Source organism: Streptomyces sp. NPDC054956 (assembly GCF_053609185.1).
Window position 1 is genome coordinate 1 of sequence record NZ_JBSGXB010000043.1, and the last position, 14,321, is coordinate 14,321.

At 72.4% G+C, this 14,321-nt stretch carries 14 protein-coding genes and 1 pseudogene; 9 read left to right on the plus strand and 6 right to left on the minus strand.

What is annotated here, in order from left to right; translation table 11 throughout:
• Positions 1 to 202 precede the first annotated feature (202 nt).
• From ACWGDE_RS10765 to ACWGDE_RS10775, 3 genes are all read right to left on the minus strand, one after another.
• The gene (locus ACWGDE_RS10765) at positions 203 to 1,483 is read right to left on the minus strand and encodes a hypothetical protein (protein WP_453388623.1); all 1,281 of its coding nucleotides are present in this window, start codon (positions 1,481 to 1,483) and stop codon (positions 203 to 205) included.
• A gap of 61 nt (positions 1,484 to 1,544) precedes the next feature.
• On the minus strand, positions 1,545 to 2,060 hold the full coding sequence (locus ACWGDE_RS10770; protein WP_453388624.1) for a SigE family RNA polymerase sigma factor: 516 nt from the start codon (positions 2,058 to 2,060) through the stop codon (positions 1,545 to 1,547).
• 66 nt (positions 2,061 to 2,126) lie between these two features.
• Positions 2,127 to 2,636 carry an N-acetyltransferase family protein gene (locus tag ACWGDE_RS10775; RefSeq protein ID WP_453388625.1) on the minus strand — a complete coding sequence of 170 codons (510 nt, stop codon included), beginning with the start codon at positions 2,634 to 2,636 and terminating at the stop codon, positions 2,127 to 2,129.
• A gap of 123 nt (positions 2,637 to 2,759) precedes the next feature.
• Here ACWGDE_RS10775 and ACWGDE_RS10780 point away from each other — a divergent pair, with 123 nt between their 5' ends.
• Entirely contained in the window at positions 2,760 to 3,323 is a 564-nt protein-coding gene (locus ACWGDE_RS10780; protein WP_453388626.1) for a LemA family protein, read from the plus strand.
• Positions 3,324 to 5,324, plus strand: coding sequence for a DUF2207 family protein (locus tag ACWGDE_RS10785; RefSeq protein WP_453388627.1), 2,001 nt, complete (start codon positions 3,324 to 3,326; stop codon positions 5,322 to 5,324). It begins immediately after the preceding gene.
• Positions 5,325 to 5,363: 39 nt separating this feature from the next.
• Here ACWGDE_RS10785 and ACWGDE_RS10790 read toward each other — a convergent pair whose 3' ends face one another.
• Both ACWGDE_RS10790 and ACWGDE_RS10795 read right to left on the minus strand, forming a co-directional pair.
• Positions 5,364 to 6,521, minus strand: a complete 1,158-nt coding sequence (locus tag ACWGDE_RS10790) for a serine hydrolase domain-containing protein (protein ID WP_453388646.1) — start codon at positions 6,519 to 6,521, stop codon at positions 5,364 to 5,366.
• A 151-nt stretch (positions 6,522 to 6,672) separates the two neighbouring features.
• Positions 6,673 to 7,320 (minus strand): TetR/AcrR family transcriptional regulator, encoded by a 648-nt coding sequence (locus tag ACWGDE_RS10795; RefSeq protein ID WP_453388628.1) that lies wholly within the window; start codon positions 7,318 to 7,320, stop codon positions 6,673 to 6,675.
• A 110-nt stretch (positions 7,321 to 7,430) separates the two neighbouring features.
• Between ACWGDE_RS10795 and ACWGDE_RS10800 the strand changes: the two genes are divergently transcribed.
• Both ACWGDE_RS10800 and ACWGDE_RS10805 read left to right on the plus strand, forming a co-directional pair.
• The gene (locus ACWGDE_RS10800; protein ID WP_453388629.1) at positions 7,431 to 8,144 is read left to right on the plus strand and encodes an NADPH-dependent FMN reductase; all 714 of its coding nucleotides are present in this window, start codon (positions 7,431 to 7,433) and stop codon (positions 8,142 to 8,144) included.
• Positions 8,145 to 8,315: 171 nt separating this feature from the next.
• Positions 8,316 to 9,689, plus strand: coding sequence for a DHA2 family efflux MFS transporter permease subunit (locus tag ACWGDE_RS10805; protein ID WP_453388630.1), 1,374 nt, complete (start codon positions 8,316 to 8,318; stop codon positions 9,687 to 9,689).
• 23 nt (positions 9,690 to 9,712) lie between these two features.
• Here ACWGDE_RS10805 and ACWGDE_RS10810 read toward each other — a convergent pair whose 3' ends face one another.
• Complete coding sequence (locus ACWGDE_RS10810) at positions 9,713 to 10,963, minus strand: MFS transporter (protein ID WP_453388631.1); 1,251 nt, start codon at positions 10,961 to 10,963, stop codon at positions 9,713 to 9,715.
• 256 nt (positions 10,964 to 11,219) lie between these two features.
• Between ACWGDE_RS10810 and ACWGDE_RS10815 the strand changes: the two genes are divergently transcribed.
• From ACWGDE_RS10815 to ACWGDE_RS10835, 5 genes and pseudogenes are all read left to right on the plus strand, one after another.
• Positions 11,220 to 11,540 (plus strand): hypothetical protein, encoded by a 321-nt coding sequence (locus ACWGDE_RS10815; protein WP_453388632.1) that lies wholly within the window; start codon positions 11,220 to 11,222, stop codon positions 11,538 to 11,540.
• A 7-nt stretch (positions 11,541 to 11,547) separates the two neighbouring features.
• Positions 11,548 to 11,778 (plus strand): hypothetical protein, encoded by a 231-nt coding sequence (locus tag ACWGDE_RS10820; protein ID WP_453388633.1) that lies wholly within the window; start codon positions 11,548 to 11,550, stop codon positions 11,776 to 11,778.
• An 88-nt stretch (positions 11,779 to 11,866) separates the two neighbouring features.
• A pseudogene (locus tag ACWGDE_RS10825) lies at positions 11,867 to 12,561 on the plus strand (IS5 family transposase).
• 47 nt (positions 12,562 to 12,608) lie between these two features.
• Positions 12,609 to 13,256 carry an HAD family hydrolase gene (locus ACWGDE_RS10830; protein ID WP_453388634.1) on the plus strand — a complete coding sequence of 216 codons (648 nt, stop codon included), beginning with the start codon at positions 12,609 to 12,611 and terminating at the stop codon, positions 13,254 to 13,256.
• A 129-nt stretch (positions 13,257 to 13,385) separates the two neighbouring features.
• The gene (locus ACWGDE_RS10835; protein WP_453388635.1) at positions 13,386 to 14,312 is read left to right on the plus strand and encodes an SMP-30/gluconolactonase/LRE family protein; all 927 of its coding nucleotides are present in this window, start codon (positions 13,386 to 13,388) and stop codon (positions 14,310 to 14,312) included.
• Positions 14,313 to 14,321 lie beyond the last annotated feature (9 nt).

Consider the following 14,321-nt stretch of genomic DNA (forward strand, 5'->3'; position numbering starts at 1 on the left):
GGAGGCGGAGGCGGTGGTCGCCGCGATCGGCGCGGCCGGCGAACTCGCCGGCCGGATCACCTTCGGCGAGACACCGGTCCGCTTCCCGTTCACGACGGCGGTCGTCGAGTGCTACGCGGACGCCAAGTAGCGCGGGCCGCCGGGCGGTGGCGCGACCGCCCCGTGCCGGCGGTCACCGGCCCCTGGCCCCACCCCGTGTCCCTCACTGCCCGAACTCGGACCACTTCGGGCTCGTGGCGATCTCCTTCATCTGCTCCAACGTGAGCGCCGGCTCCTTGCGCGTCGGCGCCGACTTCAGCGTCTTGGTGTTGTACGCCGACACGATCACCCGGGTCCCGTTCTTGCGGAGCACCTCCACGCTCCACCACACCGAGCCCGCGCTCTCGCCCCGCATCTTCCGGGTCAGGAGCTTCGACCCGTCCGGCAGCGTCTCCGCGCCCGTGAACAGGTCCGCCCACATGCCCGGCCGCTCCGGGCTGTCGGGCTGGATCTGGAGGCCGGCCAGCGACTGCCCCTTGCCGTCGTCGAGCACGAAGTAGGCGAGGTCCGCGTCGAACTCCTCCTTGGAGGCGATCGGGATCTTGTACCCGCTCAGCAGCTGCTCCAGCGCGTCCGCCGCCTTCGCCCCCGTCCGACCCGGTTCCACCCGCTCCACCGGTGCCGCCGGCAGGTCCTTCAGGGCGGGCAGCCACAGCGGGGAGGTCGCGAAGGCCTTCAGCTGCGCGGGCGTCAGCGGCGGGGCGCTCCGGGTGACGGGCGAGCCCTTCTCGGCGGCCGCGTTGTGCTCCTGCACGTCGATCAGGTACCCGTCCTGGGTGACCAGCACGGCGGTCCAGCGCTTCGTGTCCACCCGGCGGTCGGGGTACTCGTAGCCCTGGTAGAGCAGGAGCGTCGAACCGTCGGCGAGCTTCTCCGTGGTGCAGCCGTCGTACGACTGCGTGACCTTGGAGGGGCACTGCACCATCTGCTGGGCCCCCCGGCTCTTCGGGTCCACGCGGGAGAGGCCGACGCCGACGGCGCTCTTGCCCTTGCCGTCGTCGAAGACCCCGCTCACCATCGGACCGGTCTTGTCGCCCGTGCCCCGCGCCGTGGCGTTGGTGACCGTTCCGCCCGGCAGCAGCTTCTTGAACACCTCGATCAGCTGCTCGGCGGAGACGGCCCCGGTGCCGGTGCGCGTCTTCTCCGCCTCCTCGCGGGCCTGACCCGGCGTCGACGCGCCGGGGCTCGGCGAGGTCACCGAGGGAACGGCCGCCACGTTCGCGGGGCCGTCGGAGCCGTCCGCGCCGAACATCCCGCCCGTGTAGGCGCCGGCCGTGCCGACCACCGCGAGGGCGAGGGCCGATCCACCGATCACCGCGGCCCTGCGGCGGGCCACCAGCCGCCGGCCGCGGCGTTCGCCGGCGCCCACGAGGTCGCGGCCGTCCACCGTGAAGTCGTCCCCCACACGCCTGAGGGCTTCGCCGAGCTCATCTTCAAAGGGCATGCGGAATCAGACCTTCCGTCCAAAGTCGTCATGGGGTGAGGGAAAGGGGCCGGCGGGCCGCTCAGCGGCCGGCGAACTCCGAGAGCGATCCGCCCAGTTGCTCGCGCAGCCGGGCCAGCGCCCGCGAGGACCTGGTGCGGACCGCCGCCGAGCTGACGTTCATCGCGTCGGCGGTCTCCTCGACGCTGCGGTCCTCCCAGTACCGCAGCACAAGTACCGCCCGGTCCTTCGGGGCCAGCCGCCCCAGCGCCTCCAGGAGCGTCAGCCGCAGCGCCGGGTCGGTGCCGCCGGCCGCCTGGGCGCCCGATTCGGGGAACTCCCCGACCGGGCGCTCCCCCGTCGACCGGCGGCGCTGGTGCGTCAGGAAGGCCCGTACCAGCACGGTCTGCGCGTAGGCGGCCGGATTGTCTATCCGGGTGATGCGTCCCCAGAGCAGGTACATCCGCCCCAGGGTCTCCTGTACGAGGTCTTCCGCGAGGTGGGTGTCACCGCTGGTCAGCAGGCAGGCCGACCGGTACAGATGCGCCGATCTGCCCTCCGCGAACTCGCGGAACCCGTCCCTGCGCACCTGCCACATCCGCTCCCCCTCGCGACCGTCTCACCCCATTGACGCGGCGGGGGCACCGGAATGTTTCAGCCGCTCTCAGCGAGTTTCTGAGAGGTCGTGGAAGTACATGTGGAACTCCTCGCGGACGAACCCCTCGGCCTCGTACAGCCCTTGGGCGACGTGGTTGTCGTACGCCGTCTCCAGCTGCACGCCCGACACCCCGGCCTCCCGGGCCCGGCGCAGCACCTCGCGCAGCAGCGCGCGGCCGGCCCCCGTACGCCGGCCGGCCGGGGCCACGTACAGGTCGCCCAGCAGCCACGCCCGCTTCATGGCCAGCGAGGAGAAGATCGGGTAGACCTGCGTGAAGCCGACCGTGCCCGCGCCCGGGACGTCGGCGAGCAGGACGAACGACTCGCCGCCCGCCAGCCGCTCCGCCAGGAAGGCGCGCGGGCGGTCCGGGTCCTCGACCTCCACCTCGTAGAACTCGAGGTAGCCGCGGAAGAGCTCGGCGGCCACGTCCAGATCCGCCTCCCCCGCCTCGCGCAGGACCACCTCGGCGGCGCCTTCCGCGACCCGCTCTTCGCCCTGTGTGATCCGACCGTTCATTTCGCTCTCCCTCGTCCACTCCCGCGCGCCGAATCCATTGTGCGCGGGGGGTCACAAACCAGCTCCGCCGCCCTACGCTACGGCCGGGCCGGCAGGGGACCGGCCCCGCAACGGGGGCAACACATGACACCGCTCGGTACGTTCATCACCGCCTGCGCCGTGATCGTCCTGCTGATCCCGATCTGGCTGATCAGCGCCTACAACGGGCTCGTCCGCCGCCGCAACCAGGTCGACAACGCCTGGGCCCAGGTCGACGTCCAGCTCAAGCGGCGCTACGACCTGATCCCGAACCTCGTCGAGACCGTCAAGGGGTACGCCGCCCATGAGCGCGGCACCTTCGAAGCCGTCGTCCGGGCCCGCGAGGCGGCCCTCGGCGCCGGCGGACCCGCCGACAAGGAGCGGGCCGAGTCCGCCCTGCGCACCGGCCTGACCGGGCTGTTCGCACTCGCCGAGGCCTATCCGGCGCTGCTGGCCGGCGGCAACTTCGACTCCCTGCGGCAGGAACTGGCGACCACCGAGGACCGCGCCGCCTACGCGCGGCAGTACTACAACGACGCCGTGCTGGCCTACAACACCTCGGTCGCCGCCTTCCCGACCCTGCTGATCGCCGGACCGATGGGTTTCCGCGCGCGCGAGTTCTTCCGCGCCGGAGAGGGCGAGACCGGCCCGGTCCAGGTCCGGTTCTAGATGACCTGGGCCTGGGGCATCGGGGCGTGCGCCCTGGTGGCGCCCCTGCTGTGGCTGTCCGCCGTCGGCTGGGCGGTGCTCGCCACCCGGCCCGCGCCCGTGGCCGCGGCCGGACCGACGATGGACCTGCGACCCGAGCCGCCGGCGCTGGTCGAGTTCCTGACCGGCGGCTGGGAGTGCGGGCGCGGCGCCCCGCGCGCGACCCTGCTGGACCTGGCGGCACGCGGATTCCTCGCCCTGGAGCAGACCGGCCCCGATCCCCGCGGCACCCTCATCCGGATCCGGTCGCCCCGCGCGGAGCCCCCCGGGGAGCTGCTGCCCTACGAGGCCCTGGTGCTGGCCCGGGTCACCGCACTGGCCTCCGGCGGGGTGCTGCCGGTCGGCGCCCTGGCCCGGGGCACCGAGGAGGAGGACCGGGGCTGGTGGCGGTCCTTCGCCCGGGCGGTCGCCGCCGACGCGCGGGCCCGCGGACTGGCCCGGGACCGCTACCCGGCGCGGCTGAAGGCGGGGCTGACGGTGGCCGCGACGCTGCCCGCGGCCCTGGTCGCCGTCTGGATCCTGGCGCTGGCCGGCCCCGGCCCGCTGGTCCAGGCCGCCATCGTCGGGGCGCTGGTGTGGGCGGCCGGAGCGGGGCTGGTCTCCCGGCTCACCGGGCAGCGCGAGACGCCCGCCGGGACCGCGGCCTGCGCGCACTGGCTCGGCGTACGGGAGTGGCTGGCCCGCGACGAGGCGTACCCGGGGCTGCCCCCGGCGGCGGTCGCCGTCTGGGACCGCTACCTCGCCCACGGAGTCGCCACCGGCGTGGCCCGCTCCGCGGCCGCCGCGCTCCCGCTCGGCCCGCGCGACGAGCGCCGCGCGTGGTCCGCGTACGGCGGCACCTGGCACGAGGTCCGGCTGCGCTACGCCCCCGCCCCGGCGCGCCGGATGCGCCCGCCGGACGAGAGCGTGCGGCGGGCTCTGCGGCGGATCGGGTCGGCCTCGATCGTGCTGCTCCTGGTGGCCTGGTGGCACGCCGATCCGCCGACCGAGGTCCGGCTCCCCGTCGAGAGCATCGGGCTCCTGCTCACCGAGGTGGCCCTGCTGGTGGGCGTCCTGATGGGCGCCCGCTGGCTGTGGACCGGCCGGCGGCCCGTGATCCCGCTCGCCGCGTACGTGTACGGCGCCCTGCTCGCCGTCTTCGTCTACGCCGGGGTCCTGCAGTTCGCCTGGCAGTGGACGGTGCCCCCGCAGGCGGCGTGGGCACAGCTGCCCCCGGTGCTGTTCATGGGGCCCGCGCTGCTCTGGTACCTCTTCCTCCTCGCCGCGGCCCTGCTCGACCGGTCCCGGCAGACCTGGACCGAGGGCGAGATCGTGCGGCTGCGCAGCGAGAAGGGCGTCCACCACGTGGCGCTCGACCCGGGCGGCCCGGCCACGGTCACGGCGTGGCCGGTGCGGCTCCGGCTGTACCAGCACCTGCGCGAGGGGGCGGTCGTACGGGTGCTGCGCGGGCGGGTCCTCGGGCACGTCTACGAGGTCGTGGTCGTGACCCCGTCCACGCAGGGCGAGCTGTTCCCGGCGGAGGCCGCGCCGGAATCCCCGGAGCCCGGTGAACCCGACGCTCCCGGCCCGCTGTCCGCCTTCTCCGCACTGCTGCGCCGGGGCGATCCCGCCGACTTCCTCCCGGTCGCCGAGGCCTCCCGGATCCTCCGCGCCGAGCTGCGCGAATCGGACTCCGCGCCCGGCCTCGGCATCCGCTCCTACGTCACCCCCGACGGCCGCAAGGCCCTGCTGCTGCAGACCGCTTCGGGAGCCCTGGGCCGACGGCTGCTGGCGGTGCACAAGCGCCGCGCCGCCACGGTCGGCGCGGGTCCGGCCGACGTGGCGTACGCACGGGGGCGGCGCCTGGTGGTGCGGCGCGGGGAGCACGTGCTGATGCTCGAACTCCCGCGCGGCGCCGACCCGTCGACGCTACCGGTCCTCGCCGAGGCGGCTGCCCGGCGGATGGCCGGTCCTTCCCGGTGACGGGACGGAATCAGTCCTTGCCGGTGACGGGACGGATGGTCAGTCCTTCCCGGTGACGGGCTGCGCCGGCAGCGTGTAGACGTGCTGCGGGGTCACCGTCTTGGTGATGGCCTCGCCGAACAGCGTGCTCGGCTCCTCCCCTTCGGCGGAGATGTCCGTGTTGAGCAGCACGACCAGGGTGGCCTTCGACTGCGGGTCGTAGACCGCCAGCGTCTGGTATCCGGGGATCGAGCCGTTGTGCCCGATCCAGCCCTGGACGTTGAAGATGCCCAGTCCGTACCCGGTGCCCGGGAGGGCGTCCACGACCTTGAGGCGCTGGGCCTGGGTGGCGGGGGTGAGCAGCTCACCCGTGGCCAGCACCTTGGCCCACTGCCGCAGGTCCGTGAGGTCGGAGATCATCGCTCCGGCGGCCCAGCCCCAGGAGGGGTTCCAGTCGGCGGCGTCCTCGGTCTTCCCCGAGGCCGTCTGGTCCGTGTAGCCCTGGGCGTGCGGCTTCGGGAACTCGGCGCCGGCCGGGAAGAGGGTGTGCTTCAGACCGGCGGGCTCGATGACTTCCTTGGTGATGTAGTCGGCCAGCTTCTGGCCGCTGATCTTCTCCACGACCAGCCCGATCAGGATCAGGTTGGTGTTGCAGTAGTAGAACTTCGCGTCCGGCTCGAAGAGCACCGGGTGCTTGAAGGCGTACGCGAGCAGCTCCTGCGGGGTGAAGGGCTTGCGCGGATCGCTGGTCAGCGCCTTGTAGAAGCCCTCGTCGGCGGAGTAGTTGAACAGCCCGCTGCGCATCTCGGCCAGCTCGCGCATGGTGATGCGGTCCCCGTTGGGCACCCCGTCGATGTACTTGCCGATGGGGTCGTCCAGCCCGATCTTCCCGTCGTCGACCAGCTTGAGCATCGCGGTCACGGTGAAGGTCTTGGTCTCGCTGCCGATCCGCATGTTGAGCTTGTCGGTCATGGGCGCGCCGGTGGCCTTGTCGGCCACGCCGAAGGCCCGTACGTACTCCCCCTTGCCCGGCGCGGACAGGGCCACTTGGACCCCGGGCACCTTGGCCTCGTCCATCACCTTCCGGATGGCGTCGTCCAACTGCCGCGCCACGGCGGGGGTGAGCTGCGGAAACTCGTCGGATGCGGCCGAGCTGCTGGCCACCGGGGGTGTCGGCGCGTCCAGCGCGTACCCGACACCGGCCCCCACGGGCACCATCAGGAGCCCCACTGCGGCTGCTCCCACAGCCGCCCTGCGCAACCGTGTCGTGCTCACCCGTCCAACGTAACCCCGGGTCCGGTGGGGGGCGACGCGGGCGGGGGGAGGCCGGGCGGGGCGGGGGCGCGTTCGGGCGGGGCGGGGGCGCGGGTCAGGCGGCGCGGTAGGCCCGCAGGAAGGCGGCCACGCCTCCCTCGACCACGCGGTCGACCTCTTCCTGGGGCAGCGGGAGGACCCCGTAATGCGTCCGCTGCACGAGCGAGTGGGAGATCAGCGCCATGAAATGGGCGCCCGCCATGGCCGCGTCCCCGTGCACGTCGAGCAGCCCGGCGGCGGCCAGGCCCTCCATCGCCTCGCCGAGCGCGCGTCCGACCGGACCCGGGCCGGCGTTCATCCAGGCCTCCAGCAGCTCCGGCGGCACGTGGTCGGCCTCGGCGTGGATGTGGCGGACGAGAGCGAAGTGGTCCGGGTAGTCGGCCATGAGGGCGACGAAGGCGTGGGCCAGGGCCCGCAGGTCACGCTCCAGGTCATCGGGGTGGGGCGGGCGCCGCGGGTCGAGGAGGGCCTCCAGGCGGGCGATCTGGGCGTCCCGCACCTGGGTCGAGGTCCAGGTGACGACGGTGCGGAAGAGCTCCGCCTTGCCGCCCGGGAAGTGGTTGTAGAGCGTGCGGGTCGACACTCCGGCCGCGGCGGCCAGCATGTCCACCGAGGCGCGCGCGTAGCCCTCGCGGCCGAAGACTCCGCAGGACGCGCTCGCCATGGCGATCTGCTTCTCCAACTTCCTGCTGCTGCCGGTCACTCCGCCTCCTCGAAAGTACAACGGTCATTGCAATTCTTACAACGCACGTTGTACTTTACCGGAGGAGCGGCCGCACGGAGCGGCCGCCCCGCCTACGAGGGGACACCACCATGACTGCCACCGCCGCCACCGCCGCTCCCGATTCCACTCCCGCTTCCGCTACCTCCTCCGACATCGCCGACATCGCCGCCACCTCCGTCGCCTCCGTCGCCGCCGAGGGTCCGGCCGCCGGGGAGGACGCGCCGCTGCGCGTCGCCGTGGTCGTCGCCAGCGTCCGCGAGGGCCGCCAGGGCCCCGCCGTCACGGAGTGGTTCCTCGGCGCGGCGCGGGCCCACGGCGGGCTGGAGCTGGACGTCATCGACCTCGCCGACGTCGACCTGCCGCTGGCCATGCCCGGCTGGGGCGGCTCCCCGAGCCCGCGGGCCGCGGCCGCCCTGGCGCAGGTGACCCCGCGGCTGGCCGCCGCCGACGCCTTCGTCATCGTCACCCCCGAGTACAACCACAGCTTCCCGGCCGCCCTGAAGAACCTCATCGACTGGCACCGCGAGCAGTGGCACGCGAAGCCCGCCGGCTTCGTCTCCTACGGCGGCCTCGGGGGCGGCCTGCGCGCCGTCGAACAGCTCCGGCAGGTCTTCGCCGAACTGCACTCCATGACCGTGCGCGACTCCGTCAGCCTGCACGGTCCGTGGTCCGGGCTCGGCGAGGACGGCGTGCCGCGCGACACCGCGGTCTCCGAGGGCGCGGTCAAGGGCATGCTCGGGCAGCTGACGTGGTGGGGCCGCGCCCTGCGCACCGCCCGCACGACCCGCCCGTACCAGGGCTGAGGGGGCGACGGGATGAGCACGCAGCACAGGACGGACGGGACGCGGGCGCGGACGACGCAACCGGCGGAGCCGGGAACGGAAACAGGAGCGGAAACAGGAGCGGGATCGGGAACGGGAACGGGTTCGCAACCCCCGGAAGCCACCCTCACCCCGGCCCAACTCCGCCGCACCGTGAGCGTCGTGATCGTCGGCTCGGTCATGTCGGTGCTCGACGTGACGATCGTCAACGTCGCCCTGCACCGCCTCTCCGAGGCCTTCGACTCACCGTTGGCGACGATCCAGTGGACCGCCGGCGCGTACACGCTCGCCCTCGCCGCCGTCATTCCGACCGCGCCCTGGGCCATGGCCCGGATCGGCGCCAAGCGCACCTACCTGACCGCCCTCGTCCTCTTCACGCTCGGCTCGCTGCTCGCCGCGTGCGCCTGGGACGCCGGCAGCCTGATCGCCTTCCGGGCCGTACAGGGCCTCGGCGGCGGACTGCTCATGCCCGTCGGCATGGGGATGGTGATGCGCGGCGCGGACCCGGCCCGGCTCGGGCGGGTGATGGCCCTGCTCGGGCTCCCGATCATCGTCGGGCCGGTGGCCGGTCCGGTCCTGGGCGGCTGGCTGATCGACGCGGCGTCCTGGCAGTGGATCTTCCTGGTCAACCTGCCCGTCGGAGCCTTGGCACTCGTACTCGCCGCGAAGCTGCTGCTCCCCGACGCACCGCACGGCCGGTCCTCGGCCCCGGACGGAAGCCCTGCCCCCACCCCCGATCCGGCCCCCGGACTGGACGTCCCGGGACTGCTGATGCTCTCCCCCGGCCTCGCCCTGCTCCTCTTCGGCCTGGCCCGGGGCGCGGAGCACGGCACCCTCACCGAGCCCGGCGCACTCCTGCCCGCCCTCACCGGCGCCGCACTCGTCGCCGCCTTCGGCCGCCGCTCGCTCACGGCCCGCGAGCCGCTGCTCGACCTGAGGCTGCTGCGCGACCGCACATTCGGCTTCGGCGTGGCCACGCTCGCGCTGTTCACCTGCGGCTACTTCGGCTCGATGCTGCTCGGCCCGATGTACTGGCAGCAGGCGCGCGGTACGAGCGCGACGGTGGCGGGGATGCTGGGCGCGCCGATCGGCCTGGTCGTCGGCCTGACGATGCAGATCGCCTCGCGCCGCGTCGACAAGGTCCCGCCGCGCCGGCTGATCCGGGCCGGCATCGCCACGGGGGCACTGGGCATGGCCCTGACGGCGCTCCAGGCCGGCACGGCCGACGTCGCGGTCTGGCGGATCGTCGGCGCCGGGATGGTGATGGGCATCGGCGCGGGAATGGTCCTGCTGCCGACGATGACCACCGCGAGCCGCAACCTCCCCAAGGACCGCATGACCGCGGCGAGCACCATCCTGAGCATCAACTCCCAGATCTGGGCCTCGGTGGGAACGGCCCTGATCTCCGTGGCCCTGAGCTCGGCGGGCCAGACCCCGGCGGGCTTCCGGACCACGTACGCCATCGCCGCGGCCCTCCTGGCCCTCGCCCTCCTCCCCGCCACCTTCCTCCCCACCCGCCGCCCCTGACCCACGTACGCCTTCGGGCGCGCTCACCGCCTCCGGACGGCCCAGACCAGTACGGCCGCCGTCCCGACGGAGAGCACCGCCGTGGACATCCCCGCCTGAACCCCGAACCGCACGGTCACCGAGCTCCCCACCAGGGCGCCCAGCGGAACGCCGACCCCGGAGGACAGCATGCGCCGGGTGGTGTTCACCCTCCCCTGCAGTCCGGCGGGGGTGACCGCCTGGGAGTACGTCATCGTGTTGACGAGAACGACGAGATAGGCGCAGCCCCAGGCCGCCAGCGCCACCAGCACGACCCGCCAGTCGCGGGCCAGTACGACCACCAGCCCCAGCAGCGCCCCCACCGGCAGCACGCCGCGCAGGATCCCGAAGGCGTCGAACCGCTCCGCCAGCCGGGGAAGTACGAGCGAGCCCCCGATCCCGCCGGCGCTCCACGCCGCGTAGAGCAGTCCGGTACGGAAGTCGGCGGCGGGAATGCCCAGCCCCCGGTCGGCGAACACCACGAGCTGCCCGACGATCGCGCCGCCCGCGAAGGACTGCAGCGTGCCGACGGCCGTCATGACGCGCAGGGCCGGGTGATTCCAGAGGAACGAAAGCCCCTCGGACACGGATTCCCGAAACCCCACCCGCCCGGCCGCGCCCGTAGGAAGCGGGTCCCCACCCGCGCCCACGACGGCCCTCAGCAACAGCGCGGCGACGGCGAAGCTGACCGCGTCCACGACGAGGCTCCCCGCCGGCCGCACGAGCACGATCAACCCGCCGGCCACCGCGGTACCCACGATCCGCACGACGGTCTCGCCGCCGTACAACGCGCTGTTGGCCCGGGCGAGGTTCTCCTTCCCGACCACGGAAGGCACGAACCCGTAAACGGCCGCGTCGAAGAAGAGCGCGAGCGAGGAGGACACCAGAGCGGCGGCGACCACGTGCACCACGCTCAGCACCCCGAGCACCCAGGCCACCGGAACGCTCAGCAAACAGAGCGCGTTGGCCCAGTCCGCCCCGACCATCAGCCGCCGCCGGTCCACCCGATCGGCGACCGCACCCGCGACGAGCCCGAACACCAGATAGGGCAGCGTCCCCGCGGCGGCGACCACCGACACCAGCACAGGAGAGCCCGACTCCTGATAAACGAGCACCGGCAACGCCACCGAACTGACGGCCGACCCCAACCCGGACACAACCCGGGACAACCAAAACCCCCGAAACCCCCTCACCGCCCAAAGCGGCGTCTCCTCGAGCCCGAACCCCTCAGCCCCAACACCCACACGAGAACCCATGAGGATTCATAGCCACACCCCCACTCCCTCCGTCAACTCCCCTCACCAGGACACCCGGAGGGACCGGCACGGCAGGCCGGCGCACCACCCCGTCGATCACTCGTCACGGTGAACCACCCCTCGGAACAGAACCCCGAAGCCCCCGAAGGGAGTTCCGCTCCACAGACACACTCCGCCATCCCCCGCCGAGGCGCATGCCGGCGCCATCGGCTCGACGCCCGTGGCCGGCTTCGACTACCAAGTCGGCGGTGTCACCATGACCATTCCGACGGGCTGCATGTTCACCCACATCGTCCGCGGCGAAGGCAAGAAGATCACCTACCAGAACGCCGGCGTCGACTGCGGATTCGTCGGGGCCCTCAACGCAGGATTCTGCAACTGGCGCATCGACTTCACCTACGCGGACACCGACAACAAGACCTACCGGACCTCCCGCGGCAAGACGCACGCCGAGTGCGAGATCCACCCCATGCGCGACAACGCCCCCCAGACACTGCCCCGCTACGGCAAGGCGTGCGCACACCTCAACATCAACGGTGTGCGCCGGGTCAGCCAGTGCCACCACATCACGAAGTGAGCCGCACATGACCGCCGGCCCCACCCCCGGTGACGCCGCACGGGAAGCCGCTCGCCGCCGTGCCGGCATCGTCGCCTTCCTCCTCGGCGCCGCCGCGTCCCTCGCGTTCTTCGCCTTCTTCCCCGGACTCCCCCACGTCATCGACTGGGGCGCCATCATCACCTCCCTCGCCGTCGGCGGCCTGGCCCGCTGGGCCCGGCAGGCCCGGATGACGCGGAAGAGCGGCACCCCCGGCTAGGGGGTGTCTGCAATGTCGGTCGGTCGTTACTCCGTTCGTGGTGCGTCGTCATGAACTGACTGATGATGCCTAGGAAGTCGTCGGGCGGTTGCTGGCTCCGCCCCGGATGGGGCAGCCGGTGCGGGATCGGCGGCGGGTCCTCAACGGCATCCCGTGGAAGCTGTCCACCGGGGCCGCCTGGCGGGACCTGCCCGAACGCTACGGCCCGTGGAAGACCATCTACGAACGGTTCCGCCGCTGGTCGGCCGACGGAACCTGGGACCGGCTCCTGGCCCACGTCGACTGGTCGACCGTCTGCGTCGACTAGACGATCGTGCGGGCCCACCAGCACTCTGCCGGAGCCCGAAAAGGGGGCCCTGGACCGGCGAGGCACTCGGCCGGTCCCGCAGCGGACTGAGCACGAAAATCCACCTCGCCTGCGACGGCCGCGGCCGACCTCTCGCGTTCACTCGCACCGGCGGGAACGTGAATGACTGCACGCAGTTCGAGCCGGTCATGGCCCACATCCGCATCAAGCGGTGCGGGCCTGGCCGGCCCCGCACCCGACCCGCCAGGGTGGTCGGCGACAAGGGCTACTCGTCGCGGAAGATCCGCTCCTACCTGCGCGGACGTGGCATCATTCCCGAGCGCGTCGACCAGATCAGCGGACGCCTGCGACGAGGCGAGAGCCTGTGCCGACTCGACCGCGCGGTCTACCGACGCCGCAACGTCGTCGAACGCTGCTTCAACCGGCCCAAGCAGAACAAGGCCCTCGCCTGCCTGCGACTATGGCTCCCCAACTGACATTGCGGACACCCTCTAGCGCCCGCGCCCCTGCCTAACCTCTGGGCATGATCAATCCGATTGAGCTCGTGATATTCGACTGCGACGGCGTACTCGTCGACAGCGAACCCCTCTTCGTGCGCCTCCAGATCGCCCTCGGCGCGGAACTCGGCTGGCCGCTCACCCGGGACGAGGCGATCGACCGCTTCGTCGGCCGCTCCAAGCAGTCGATCATCGACCAGATCGCCGATCGGCTCGGCGACGAGACGGCCGGCCTCTGGTGGGAGCGGCTCATCCGGAGGCACGAGGAGGCGGTCGACGCCGAGCTCACCGCGATCCCGGGCATCGCCGAGGCCCTCGACGCGATCTCCCTGCCCACCTGCGTGGCATCCAACGGCAGCCACGACAAGCTGCGCCAAGTCCTCGGCCGCACCGGCCTGTACGAGCGCTTCGCGGGCCGCCTGCACAGCGCCGCCGACGTCGCGCGGGGCAAGCCGGCCCCCGACCTCTTCCTGTACGCCGCCGAGCGCATGGGCGTGGACCCGGCGGCGTGCGCCGTGGTCGAGGACAGCCGCTCCGGCGTGGAGGCGGCCCGCGCCGCGGGGATGCGCGCCTTCGGCTACGCGGGCGGCCTGACCCCCGCCGCCCGGCTCGCCGGTCCCGGCACCGTCGTCTTCCACGACATGCGGGAACTCCCCCACCTGCTCACCCAGTAGAGGCACACCACCGGAGCGCCGCCAACCCGTACCAGTTCCATGAAAACGCGCACAAGCGAGATGTCATACTGCAATACTCGCACTAGGCAGAACAACATTCAGAGGACGGCGCAACCCGAGGAGCCGGACATGACGACCACCACCCCCACCCGCCCCGCGCTGTACGAAGTGCTCGACGACCGGTTCCGTACGGAGAAGTGCACCGTGGGCGATCTCCAGCTCGAGACGCTCCACGTGGGCTCCCGCTGGGCGGAAGGCCCGCTGTACGTACCGGCCTGGCGTCAGCTGATCTGGAGCGACATCCCGAACGACCGCATGCTGCGCTGGGACGAGACGACCGGCGCGGTCGGCGTCTTCCGCTCGCCCGCCGGCCACCCCAACGGCAACACCCTCGACCGCGAAGGCCGCCTGATCACGTGTGAGCAGGGCAACCGCCGCGTCACCCGGACCGAGCACGACGGCTCGGTCACCGTGCTCGCCGACCGCTACCGGGGCAAGCGCCTCAACAGCCCGAACGACTCGACCGTCAGGTCCGACGGTTCGATCTGGTTCTCCGACCCGGACTTCGGGCTCACCAGCGACTACGAGGGCGTACCCGGCGAGCCCGAGATCGGCGCCACCAACGTCTACCGGATCGACCCGGACACCGCCGAGGTCCGGCTCGTCGCCGACGGCTTCAGCGGACCGAACGGCCTGGTCTTCTCGGCCGACGAGCGCGAGCTCTACGTGTCCGACAGCCGCGCCAACCAGATCCGCGTCTTCGACGTGCACGAGGACGGCACCCTCTCGAAGGGCAGGATCTTCGCCGAAGGGACCGGGCAGGGCCGCTTCGACAACATCCGCTTCGACGACCGCGGCCACCTCTGGGCCGCGGCCATGGACGGCGGCGTGCACTGCTACGCCCCGGACGGAACCCTGCTCGGCCGCATCCTGGTGCCCAACACGGTCTCCAACATCCGCTTCGGCGGACAGCGCCGCAACCGCCTCTTCATCACGGCGAACGACACCCTCTACTCCCTGGTCATGGGCGTCAAAGCCGCCCCGACGACCACCTGATCGGAGCCG

Excerpts from the sequence above, each read along its gene's own strand:
- ACWGDE_RS10765 (WP_453388623.1), bottom strand. The coding sequence starts at position 1,483 with ATGCCCTTTGAAGATGAGCTCGGCGAAGCCCTCAGGCGTGTGGGGGAC.
- ACWGDE_RS10770 (WP_453388624.1), bottom strand. The coding sequence starts at position 2,060 with ATGTGGCAGGTGCGCAGGGACGGGTTCCGCGAGTTCGCGGAGGGCAGA.
- ACWGDE_RS10775 (WP_453388625.1), bottom strand. The coding sequence starts at position 2,636 with ATGAACGGTCGGATCACACAGGGCGAAGAGCGGGTCGCGGAAGGCGCC.
- ACWGDE_RS10780 (WP_453388626.1), top strand. The coding sequence starts at position 2,760 with ATGACACCGCTCGGTACGTTCATCACCGCCTGCGCCGTGATCGTCCTG.
- ACWGDE_RS10785 (WP_453388627.1), top strand. The coding sequence starts at position 3,324 with ATGACCTGGGCCTGGGGCATCGGGGCGTGCGCCCTGGTGGCGCCCCTG.
- ACWGDE_RS10790 (WP_453388646.1), bottom strand. The coding sequence starts at position 6,521 with ATGGTGCCCGTGGGGGCCGGTGTCGGGTACGCGCTGGACGCGCCGACA.
- ACWGDE_RS10800 (WP_453388629.1), top strand. The coding sequence starts at position 7,431 with ATGACTGCCACCGCCGCCACCGCCGCTCCCGATTCCACTCCCGCTTCC.
- ACWGDE_RS10810 (WP_453388631.1), bottom strand. The coding sequence starts at position 10,963 with ATGGGTTCTCGTGTGGGTGTTGGGGCTGAGGGGTTCGGGCTCGAGGAG.
- ACWGDE_RS10815 (WP_453388632.1), top strand. The coding sequence starts at position 11,220 with ATGACCATTCCGACGGGCTGCATGTTCACCCACATCGTCCGCGGCGAA.
- ACWGDE_RS10820 (WP_453388633.1), top strand. The coding sequence starts at position 11,548 with ATGACCGCCGGCCCCACCCCCGGTGACGCCGCACGGGAAGCCGCTCGC.
- ACWGDE_RS10830 (WP_453388634.1), top strand. The coding sequence starts at position 12,609 with ATGATCAATCCGATTGAGCTCGTGATATTCGACTGCGACGGCGTACTC.
- ACWGDE_RS10835 (WP_453388635.1), top strand. The coding sequence starts at position 13,386 with ATGACGACCACCACCCCCACCCGCCCCGCGCTGTACGAAGTGCTCGAC.